The 11,493-nt window shown below is 37.0% G+C and carries 9 protein-coding genes and 1 tRNA gene; 6 read left to right on the top strand and 4 right to left on the bottom strand.

From position 1 onward, the window contains the following. The first annotated feature begins 109 nt into the window (after positions 1-109). From MED134_RS00330 to MED134_RS00320, 3 genes are all read left to right on the top strand, one after another. Positions 110-727, top strand: coding sequence for a hypothetical protein (locus MED134_RS00330; RefSeq protein ID WP_038596677.1), 618 nt, complete (start codon positions 110-112; stop codon positions 725-727). Positions 728-889: 162 nt separating this feature from the next. Beyond that, on the top strand, positions 890-3,700 hold the full coding sequence (locus tag MED134_RS00325) for an AAA family ATPase (protein WP_021779391.1): 2,811 nt from the start codon (positions 890-892) through the stop codon (positions 3,698-3,700). Then, the gene (locus tag MED134_RS00320) at positions 3,693-5,039 is read left to right on the top strand and encodes an McrC family protein (RefSeq protein WP_021779392.1); all 1,347 of its coding nucleotides are present in this window, start codon (positions 3,693-3,695) and stop codon (positions 5,037-5,039) included. Before MED134_RS00325 ends, MED134_RS00320 begins: the two co-directional genes overlap by 8 nt. A gap of 362 nt (positions 5,040-5,401) precedes the next feature. Here MED134_RS00320 and MED134_RS00315 read toward each other — a convergent pair. Further along, a tRNA-Ser gene (locus tag MED134_RS00315) sits at positions 5,402-5,486 on the bottom strand. A gap of 246 nt (positions 5,487-5,732) precedes the next feature. Between MED134_RS00315 and MED134_RS00310 the strand changes: the two genes are divergently transcribed. Then, entirely contained in the window at positions 5,733-6,140 is a 408-nt protein-coding gene (locus tag MED134_RS00310; protein WP_021779394.1) for a BLUF domain-containing protein, read from the top strand. A gap of 79 nt (positions 6,141-6,219) precedes the next feature. On the opposite strand, the gene ychF is transcribed toward MED134_RS00310, so the two are convergent. Continuing rightward, entirely contained in the window at positions 6,220-7,314 is a 1,095-nt protein-coding gene (gene ychF, locus MED134_RS00305) for a redox-regulated ATPase YchF (protein WP_021779395.1), read from the bottom strand. Positions 7,315-7,581: 267 nt separating this feature from the next. Between ychF and MED134_RS00300 the strand changes: the two genes are divergently transcribed. After that, positions 7,582-8,091, top strand: a complete 510-nt coding sequence (locus MED134_RS00300; RefSeq protein ID WP_021779396.1) for a hypothetical protein — start codon at positions 7,582-7,584, stop codon at positions 8,089-8,091. A gap of 168 nt (positions 8,092-8,259) precedes the next feature. After that, the gene (locus MED134_RS00295) at positions 8,260-9,627 is read left to right on the top strand and encodes an alpha/beta hydrolase family protein (RefSeq protein WP_021779397.1); all 1,368 of its coding nucleotides are present in this window, start codon (positions 8,260-8,262) and stop codon (positions 9,625-9,627) included. Here MED134_RS00295 and MED134_RS00290 read toward each other — a convergent pair whose 3' ends face one another. Continuing rightward, a complete protein-coding gene (locus MED134_RS00290) occupies positions 9,628-10,434 on the bottom strand; it encodes an alpha/beta hydrolase (protein ID WP_021779398.1) in 807 nt (268 codons plus the stop codon). A 155-nt stretch (positions 10,435-10,589) separates the two neighbouring features. After that, a complete protein-coding gene (locus tag MED134_RS00285) occupies positions 10,590-11,453 on the bottom strand; it encodes a Brp/Blh family beta-carotene 15,15'-dioxygenase (protein WP_021779399.1) in 864 nt (287 codons plus the stop codon). Positions 11,454-11,493 lie beyond the last annotated feature (40 nt).

Raw genomic sequence — 11,493 nt, 5'->3', positions numbered from 1 at the left:
CCCAGTAGCTGAGTATAGACTTGGCTTTATAAGACCTTTAAAGTAAATCACCAAGTTTGTTATGAGCCCTCAAATTATTTTAAATTTTACAACCTAAAAAAACATTTAAATGAAACATCTCTACCTATTTATATTTTCAATGCTGTTATTAAGTTGTATCAATGGTCAAGGTGACGGTAAAGATGAATCGAAAGGTAACTCTCCTAAAGATGAAGCAGCCCAAATACAAAGCACCACTCCCTTCACAGAAGAGCGTATTTCATTTTTATATGACTCCCTGTTTGGAAAGATGCCTCGACAAGACATTGATCCTTATATAGATAGTTTACAAGGTATTGAGTACGTTTTTAAAACGCCAGAAAGTTGGAAGTTAAAAGAAACTCAAGCAATTGCTATACTTTATGATTGGAATGAAAAACACAATAATCATACAGCATCACATCAAACCATTGAATATATGGATTATGTAAACTTTTATGGAAGTGAAAAGGAATTAAATGAAATCACGGAAATAAAACAACGATTATTTAAACGTTATCCAGATTTTAAACAAAGAATTATAGCCTCTAGTATAAAAACTGTAGGTGATGACGAAATTGAGCGTATCGAGTTTACAAAAGAGGTAATTATGGGTGGAGAAACAAAATTGTATAACTCATTTTTAGAATTTAGTGGCGGGCACTATGGCGCCTTCTTCATTACAGGCGAAGGTGATATTGTTGAGTAAGTAAATGTGGAAACAAAAATGTTGCACCTCCTACAAATACCGTTTTAAGTTAAGTGCTTAAATACTTACGACTACCGTTTGGGTATATGCTTGCTTCACTCTCCTAATATTTTTACTGACACAACTTTCCATCAAAATAACACAAGATAAAATTAATAGTAGATGCACTTTCATCAAAAAATACACGCCTACCTTCTTAAGTATAGGGAAAAAGTAGATAGTAGTTTTAACTTTATTGTGAGACAGCGGGCAAGTATAAAGGACAAAAATTACAAAGGTGGAAAATTTGCTCAAGGCCTAGTTTTTCAAGGAACTAACGATTATTGCTTTGTAGCACTTGTAGATCGAAGTGGTGGGGCAAATGCCACCAAAAGTGTTGGTCTGGTTTTTAAACCTACAACAAACGCCTTTACATCACACCTAACAATCGTTTTTCCAGGTGAAGAAGATGAGAAGCTAATTAAATTTTATAAAACATTAGCATCTAAGTTTGAAGATGTAAAGTGGGATCAGAAAAAAACGAGGGCTCAGGTAGATATTGGAATTTTTGAGGAAGGCAAACCAGAACTTATTTATAATTGGTTAAGAGAAAACTATCCTATTATCAAACAAGTTGCTGATGAGTCAGGAATACCTAATTTAATTATAGACAATCAAAGATTTCAAGAACTACAAGAGAATTCTAAGAAGAAACAACAAGAAGCCATCGAAAATGCTAGAATTTTAGAAAAAGAACCCAACTACTGGATCTTCCAAGGCAATCCAAAAATCTACAATATTACAAATGCTCTTAAGGCTGGACATCTTAAAAGCTGGAAAGTAGCCGCTCATAAGGACAAAATAAAGCCTGGTGACAAGGTAATCATATGGCAAACGGGAGATCAGGCCGGGTGTTATGCACTAGCAGAAGTAACATCAGAAGTAGGTAAACTTGAAGAAGCACCTTTTGAAATGCGTCATTATTTTACCCCGCAAGAGGGTAATGAAACAGTAGATAGAGTTCAACTTGAGATTACCCATTACAATGCAGATATACCGCTACTAAGCAAAGACTTAGAGCACGTAGATGAAGTTAAAAATTTAAAAGCAGGTAATCAAGGAACAAACTTTACTGCTACTCAAGAAGAGTATACCTACTTTGAAAATTTTATAAACGATCAAGAGGAGTTTGTAAAAGCCGCAAAGAAATATAACGACAAAGACCTAGTAGCATATTTTACAATCAGAGATCGTATCACAGCACATTTTAATATCCAATACAACGATACACGAATTGTCAATAATGTGCGAGATAAAAGACTTTCTCTAACAATAGGACAGCGTTATTGCTGGACCCTTTTCTATAAGTCTTCAAGAGGTAAATTTGGGATAATTACTACTAAAAGTATCAACGATAACACAACACAATATAGTGGTGGTAACCCACTACCCTACTATACTAGATTTAGTGATATTAGTCTCGCATTTGAGAATCTAGATGATTGTATTCAAGCAATAGATTTAGAACTCCAACGCACTACAAAATCTTCGTTTGACAAGTATAACAACCTCTCATTCGAAAAATCTATTCTTGATTTAGATTATAGAAAACGACTCTTTCCACAAATTGATTTTTCTAATACCGCTTTCGCGAAAGCAAAAAAAACTATGGTAGCACCACTTAATCAACTTTTTTACGGTCCTCCAGGTACAGGAAAGACCTATCGTACCATCTCTGAAGCAGCAAGTATTATCCAAGGACAAGCCATAGATAATTATGCTACTGCCAAAGCTATATTTCAAGAAAATCTAGGCGAGCGTATAGAGTTTATCACCTTTCATCAAAACTATAGTTATGAAGACTTTATACAAGGCCTACGACCTGATGTAACAAACCAGGCACTTAGTTTTGAGCGTACAGACGGAATATTCAAAAAAATTGCCACAAAAGCCTTATTTGAATTTTATAGGGTTTATAAAGAAAGAGAACTACAATCATCACTAGAAGAGCCACAAATACTCCCCTTTTCAGACGTTTACAAGGCTTTTTTAAAGACGCTTAAGTCTGGACAGTCGTTTGAGACGATAACGGGCAACACGGTCATACTAGATGCTATTTCAAACAACAATTTACGTTTTAAACACTTTGAAGGTGGGCAATCTTATGTTGTATCAGAAAAGAGATTAACGAAGCTCTACCAGGCATATGATGATATAGATAAGATAATAAATATTAATAACGACATTAGAAACGCCATCGGAGGTAGTAACTCTACCGTATACTATGTGGCTTTGAGAGAGATTATTGCCTTCAAGAAAACTTTAGAAAGTAATCAAGATATCCATATTAGTAATGAAGATAAAATTGCAGAACTTAAGTACGAAGAGTTTGATTATGAACAACAAAAAGAAGCTCTTAAAGATATAGACTTAAACCTATTAAAATCTGTATCAAGTCAAGACGTTCCATCATACGTGATCATTATAGATGAGATTAACCGCGCAAACATCTCAAGAGTATTTGGTGAACTCATAACTCTTATAGAGCCAGATAAACGCTCACACGGTGATGTGCCACTTACCTGTACCCTACCTTCTGGAGAACGCTTTATAGTGCCTTCTAATTTGCATATTATAGGTACTATGAACACGGCAGATAAATCTATTGCACTGCTAGATATTGCGCTACGTAGACGTTTTGAATTTATACCTATGTATCCAGACAGTACTATTTCTGGGGTACAAAGAGCAGATATACTCAATAAAATCAATGAGCAAATCACGCACCTTAAAACTAGAGACTTTACGGTAGGACACTCCTATTTTATGGGTGATAACTTCCAGCTATCTTCAACTATAAATAATAAAGTGATACCACTACTATTGGAATACTTTATGAATGATGAAGAAGAAGTCAAATCTATCTTAAAAGAAGCAGGGCTAGAAGTGGGCGGCTGGCCATTAAAACTTCTTAATGAAGTAGCCGATGCTTAATTTATTTGAATATCAAAATAAAGAACGCTTTCGCGAAAGCGAATATGAAAACCTAGAATTCTTTCTTGATGAGATCTGGGGCAAGAGAGAGAAATCTAGCTACTTTACCAGCACTACAGAAAATGAAGAAGAGATTGTTGAAAGTCAACGCTTTTTGCAATTTTTACGTAAGCATAAGGAGCTAAAGTCTAATAAATATGTTGGGGTTATACATTACAAAGGTGACGTAATAAATTTACTCCCTAAGATCTTTTATGACCCAAAAAAGAAATATGACCAAAAGGCATTAAGGCATATTAACTCCAATATATTCTGGTGGCTTAGCTACTGTCGTAAATTAAGATTCCCAAATTATAAGACGGGTCTCTCTGGAGAAAAAAATGACTTTTTTGAAATACTTATTTACCTATTTAGTAAATACACGAAAGAGCTGCTCAATAATGCAATGTATCAACGCTATGTCGAAATACACAGAGAAGAACAATTTGTAAAAGGTCGTATTGATTTCACTCGCTATACTAACGAAAATTTGTCACGAGCAAACTTTCATAAGATATCTTGCACCTATGATAGTTTTGAAATGGACAATCAGTTTAATAGATGCATAAAGTATGTAGCCACATTACTGTTTTCTGTCACAAAAGATAGACAGTCTAAAAATAATCTTAGAGAGATTCTTTTTATACTAGATGAAGTATCTGATGAGACTATGAGCGCTAGCGCTTGTAGAAATATCCAGTTTAACCCTATGTTTAAAGAGTTTGAGACTATAAGGGATTACTGTGTTTTGTTTTTAGAAAATTGTGTCTCATATAACTATAAGGATGCTTTGCAACTCTTTGCCTTCCTCATCCCTATGGAATATATATTTGAGGATTTCATTTTTGGATTTATAGATAAAGAGCTTCACGAGGTCACTGCAAAAGCTCAAAGCGGACAAATATCCCTTGATCAATCTAAGAACTTTAAACTCAAACCAGATTTAATTCTAGAGGTTAATGGCAAGCGTATTATTGCAGATACAAAATACAAAATGCTCAACCTAAGCGGTAACGATCCTAAAAACGGCATAAGTCAAAATGATTTATATCAAATGGTCGCTTACGCCATAAGACTACAATGTGACCATATTATATTATTATACCCAGATCACATCTTAAACCCCGGTTACAGAGCTCTAGAACCCATTGAAGTAGTTGATGAGTTTAGCAATAAAACAATTATAGTATTTTCTTATCAAGTTTCCTTTATAGGATCTTCATTTAAGAATCAAGCAGACTGGAAACTAAAACTAGAAGAGGATTTGAATGAGATCCTCTCTTATATTCAGGTTAAATAGGTCCTACTCCATTTAAAATTTCTATGCATCAAGTTACAGTAATTATTGCACTTCTATGAAGAGAACTGATTGATTAATAAATAGGAGTTTATTTTAAACTTATTATTCTACTATAGGTAATTTGAAAAGTAAAAAGTTAATTAAACATCAACTCTAACACATGAAGAATAATTATTTTTTTAGGTAGGTAGGTAAGATGTTTTACTAGTTATTTTTTTTTGAGTTACTTGACTTTGAGTAACACCAGCATTTAAACACGCAAATTCTATTTTTTTTCTTTCATAGAAAACTAGCGTTTTAGCACCTAATTTAGCACCATAAAACACAAAGCCCCGTCATCATTGCGATAACGGGGCATTTTGCGGAGAAAGAGGGATTCGAACCCCCGGAGGTGTGACCCTCAACAGTTTTCAAGACTGCCGCATTCGACCACTCTGCCATTTCTCCTTAAGTGTCTCACCAAGCCATCTGCTTGATTGCGGGTGCAAATATACAGCGCTTTTTTAATTACCAAAACCTTTTAATGAGTTTTTTTGAAAATAATTGCACACCCCTCAACACACCACTATCTACAGTATACATAGCCTACTCACTATAAAGGAATTAGAAATTTTGTTTATCTATTTTTAAAATATGTTAGACAAATAAATTATTTACTATTATTTTTATAAAGCCAATCAAACCCAACATACAATGTACACCATCTGTTATTTAAGCAAAGTGTCGCCACACCTTACAGAAACCCAAATACAAGAGATCTTTGATCACACCTATGCTCAAAACAATAAAAAAGGCATCTGTGGTATCTTACTGCATACGATGGGTAATTTTTTTCAAGTGCTAGAAGGTGATGAGGCATATCTTACAGACCTCTATGAGAATAGAATTAAAAAAGACCCGAGGCATCACAGCATTTTTGAGGTGATACACAAAGAGGGTAGCGACCCCGTATTTACATCGTACAGTTCGCGTTTTCTCACCATAGAGGACAGCGATGCCCTTAATGATATTAAAACCTATGTAAAAAAGCACGCAGTGGTCTCCTCTACCTCAGATAAAATCGCAAGGTTACTTAACACCGTAGAGATGCTCACCTACTAAAGAATTTACCTCATAAAAAAAGCCTCTCTCATCACAGAGAAAGGCTTTTTTAATTCTATAGTATAGAAATGGGTACTCCTTATACGTTAAATAAGAAGTGCATTACATCACCATCATTTACAATATAATCTTTACCCTGCACGCCTAGCTTACCAGCCTCACGTACCTTTGCCTCACTACCGTACTCCACAAAGTCATTATACTTAATAACCTCTGCACGTATAAATCCTTTTTCAAAATCTGTGTGTATCACTCCGGCAGCTTGTGGTGCCGTTGCTCCTATGTTTACCGTCCAGGCACGTACTTCTTTTACACCTGCTGTAAAATAGGTTTGCTGGTTAAGCAGCTTGTAAGCTCCGCGTATTAATACGGCACTTCCAGGCTCCTCAAGACCTATATCTGCAAGAAACATCTGGCGCTCCTCATAATCATCTAGTTCTGTAATATCTGCCTCAGTACCTACGGCAAGTACAATCACCTCTGCATTTTCGTCTTTTACTGCCTCACGTACCTTGTTTACATACTCATTACCAGCTACAGCAGCATCTTCATCTACATTACATACGTAAAGTACTGGCTTGTCTGTAATAAACTGTAAAGGCTTTACAAACTCCTCGCGTGTATCTTCATCTATATCTATCGCACGTACAGAAATACCTGCTTCTAGACCTTCTTTTATTTTAAGTAAAGCTGCTTCTTCTGCCTGGGCTTCTTTATTACCCGTACGAGCCGCACGTTTTACCTTTTCTAGTTTCTTATCGGCTGTTTCAAGATCTTTGAGTTGTAGCTCTATATCTATCGTTTCCTTATCACGTATAGGGTCTACACTCCCGTCTACGTGCACAATATTATCATTATCAAAACAACGTAGCACGTGCAGTATCGCATCTGTCTCACGTATGTTTCCTAAAAATTGGTTTCCTAGTCCTTCTCCCTTACTTGCCCCTTTTACAAGACCTGCAATATCTACAATCTCTACCGTAGCAGGGATCACACGTTCTGGGCTTACGAGCTCCTCTAGTTTTGCTAGCCTGTTATCTGGTACATTTACCACACCCACGTTAGGCTCAATAGTACAAAACGGATAGTTTGCACTCTGTGCTTTGGCATTAGACAGACAGTTAAAAAGGGTTGACTTCCCTACATTAGGTAATCCTACGATTCCAGCTTTCATATAATAGTATGTATTAGTAGTACGCTTTCGCGAAAGCGGAAAACCATTCTTTCCACTTTATTTTTAGGGTGCAAAGATAATCCTATTTTATTGATCTACCGAGTGGCTTATACGACGAGCCGCAGAAAGCATCACTTTTGTGTTAATTTAAGTTAATCGCCTTGTGAGCCCAGTAATATTGGGAAAGGCTTAATAAAGTCTTACCATCCCGTTGGCTATCACAAGCAGAAAAGGATTTTAAATTTGTATAAACAAAAAACAAGACCGATGAAAAAATCACTTATCATAGCAGCACTAGCTGTATGTACCGCAACAGCCGTACAAGCCCAAGAAAAAATAGAAAAAATCACAAAAACCAGAACGACCGTAAAGTCTTCACTAGGTAATGAGACCGTATATAAAACGGTAAAAGAAACTGAGGTAACCCCTACTTCACTAGCAGATAGTGAGGCAGGACAACTTAACCAGTCACTAGAGCGTGGCAAAACAATGGTAAAGCGAGAAGTTACTTATACGTATAACGACTCAGATTTTCGCCTAGAGGAATCACCAAACGGATATACTATTAAAAGAACACGAGAAAACAATACCTCTGAATATGGAACTATGCGTAAACTGGCAAAAGGTGACGTATACCTTATGAAAACCAAAGAGGGTATCTCTGTAAACTATTTTGACAAAGACGGAAATATGGTGTCAGAAAAGTATAATGACAAAGATGATACGGTAACAACCATCACCTATAAAGCAAAACCAAAAGATAAGATGTATAAGTAATACATTCCCCCACTGCGTTATTAAACGCAACACAACTTTGGTTGGTTAGATTCCCGAGTGCGAGAGCCTCGGGTTTCTTTTTTTTACGCTTTCGCGAAAATGTATTTCCCTCATTAAAATCACAATAATAACAACTACCTTAGTCATAGACTTATATACAGTATACCTATGAGGACTCTTATCATTCTAGCCGTTACCTTCTTAACTAGCTTTATATCACACGCCCAAAATGTCACAGGCGACTGGAAGGGAACGGTAAACTTTCAAGGTCAAAGCATAGACTTTGCCTTTCACATCACGCAGCCACAAGATAGCCTACACACCACAATGGACATCCCGAGCCAAGGACTTACAGGTGGTAAGGCAGCAAACACGACCTATACAAACGATACCCTTAAAGTAGACTTTCCGCAGTTTAAAATGCGCTATATAGGCGTGACTAAAAATGATAGCATACAAGGCAACTTGATACAGAATAACTTTCCCGTACCGCTTACGCTCGTAAAAGGTGCGCTTGTACTTAATAGACCACAGCAACCTAAAGCTCCTTTTAATTATGATGTACAAGAGGTAACTTTTAAAAACAAGGAAGATGGAATCACTCTTGCTGGCACACTTACCTTACCTAAGGATATAAAAAATCCACCTATCGCGGTGATTATAAGTGGTAGCGGCCCACAAAACAGAGATGGAGATATGTTTGGCCACTCGCTATACTACGTACTTGCAGACTACCTATCAAGTAACGGTATAGGTGTATTGCGTTATGACGAGCGTGGCGTGGGTGCATCTACAGGTACTTTTGAAACGGCAGGTATCGCACAGTTTACAAGTGATGCCACAGCAGCCATAGCTTATTTAAAGAAGTATAAGAAAACCAAATATTCTCAAGTAGGTCTTATAGGTCACAGTATAGGAGGTATCATTGCTCCTCAAATAGCAGCTACAAATACAGATGTGGCTTTTACCGTTATGCTTGCAGGACCTGGCATACCTGGTAATGAACTTATGCTCTCCCAAAAAGAAGCGATGGAGCGCCTTCTGAACGTCCCAGAGGCACAAATTAAACAGGGTCAAGACCTCTTAGGTTATGCTTATGATGTTATTATACAAAATGACGGTACAAATGCGGCTATCAAAGATGCTGTAAATCTCGCTCTCAAAGAGAAGCTGGGACCTATGGTTCCCATACAGCAGGTAGAAGCTATTACAGATCAAATCACCACTCCAGAGATAGTAAGCCTCCTTAAAGCTACACCAGCTAGCTACCTGAGTGCTATAAAATCACCTGTTATTGCGCTCAATGGTAAGAAAGATTTTCAAGTTCCATACGAGCAAAATATTGCGGCTATAAAAGAAGCCTTTGCGGCTGGAAATAATAAGAATGCAAGAACTGTTGCCTTTGACGATCTTAATCACCTATTTCAAGAAAGCACCACCGGTGCCCTATCTGAGTACTCAGAGATAGAACAAACTATGGCCCCAAAGGTTCTTGCCTTTATCACAAAGTGGATTAAAGAGCATACCAATGACTAACTACTCAAAAAGCGCAGCCGTCGCTTTTTGATACGCCTCAAACTCGCTCAGGTTATTGTGATCACCACCAGGTACAGTTACAAAAGTCTTTGCTGCTGTCGTAATGCTATCATAAAGGGCTTTACCGTGCTCATAAGCCACTACACTGTCTTCTGTGCCGTGTATGATGGTTATAGGAGCTGCCACCTCATTTATAAAGCTATAGGTAGGCAATCTATAGTTGAGCAACCGCTCTACCGGAAGAATCGAAAAGCGCGATTGTGCCTCGTCTAGTATACTGTAAAAAGGAGTTTCAAGCACCAGCTTACTGACTTCTTTCTTTGATGCCACGTAGGTTGCAAAGGTCGTCCCCAGGCTCCTGCCGTAACTCGTTATGGGGGTTGTGGGATATTGCGCTTTCGCGAAAGCGTACCACAGCAAACTATCATCATAAAGCGCCGCCTCTGTGAGTGCTCCCCCACTCTTGCCATACTGCCTGTAATCCATAATAATAACCGCGTAGCCCTCTTGTACAAATGGCTGGGCGATTTGTCCCCACTGCGCGAGACTGCCTGCATTACCGTGGTGATAAAGTATCACGCCCTTTGGGTTTGTAACCGTAAAGTGCAAGCCATTAAGCCGAGCTTCATCTGGCGCATCTACCCAAACCTCCTTATAATCGCCATCAAAATCAAAAGCATACTCCTGCGGCAGTTGCTGCGGGTGGAAAATGAGGTTGTCTTGAAAAAAATACAGTCCGCCACAAAGGATGGCATATAAGTTTGCAATGATGAATATGGCGATGAGCGGTTTTTTTATCTTTTTCATTTACTAGTTTTCATATATCCTACAGCAACTACCTCCTCTACTCATTGTGATAGCCAGCGCTAGTGAATGCTATAATTAATAATCAAAGTTATCTATAATATTACAGACGGTATGATACATTTTTAAGCAAGCTACGAGGATATGTGCTGTAACAGCTACTTGCGTAATGAATTAATAATCCAGACGTGAGGAAATGTAATAGCCGCCAAAAATGCAAAGAATATGGCATTAAAAAGATAGGTCTTATCACCTAGGTAATAATAAAATATTGATATGCTAGTAATGGCTAGTAGCCAGTAAGCTAGCGAAGACCTTAGGTAGCCTACAATAGATTTTTGACTCGTATTACCGTATAAATAGATAATCTGACTTTTCATAGAAGGAATGGCGTGCCATACTACAAAATATAAAGCAAATGACAATAGTAAAGTTGCCATTTTAAACACAATGGCTAAAATGATAAGGTGTACAATTTCCTGGAGAATAGTGCTTGTAGTATTCATTTGCGCTTTTGCTACTATAAATGACAAGATACTTAGGATAGCAAAAAATATAAGCCCTACTAGGTAATAAAACTTAGCTGGTGTAAATCCTGTGATGGCAGATATGATCTCTGTAGTCTCCTCGCTGTTAAAATAAAAAATAAGGAATAAAATAAGGAGACCATATGCTGTATAAAACAAATAATGCCCATTACCTTTTGTAACGATAAGCTTATCCCAATGCTCTTCACCGAAATGAAAACCACTCACTAGTATAAAAAGAATAAGAGCAAGGCTAGGTATCACATAGAATAAGATAGCAATAGCGACTACAATAAGTAAGTAGCGCCCTAATATGACATATTTATGATTAGGAGACGAAGACACGTTTTTTTCTAATAACTTAATATCATTTGCTCCGTGCACAAGGCCTAATGTAAAGATGGCTACATATGCGATTATATCTTCTATTGTTGAGTTAAATTGAATACTTAACCATAAAAGGAAGAAAGTTATTACGATTCTGATATTTTTCACGCTATAAAATTAAATATTTAATAATTGTAATTTGATATTT

Origin of the sequence: Dokdonia sp. MED134, assembly GCF_000152925.2 — a bacterium.
In the GTDB taxonomy this organism is placed as follows: Bacteria; Bacteroidota; Bacteroidia; order Flavobacteriales; family Flavobacteriaceae; genus Dokdonia.
The sequence above is the reverse complement of the archived record's forward strand: the minus strand, read 5'-3'. Positions and strand labels throughout refer to the sequence as shown.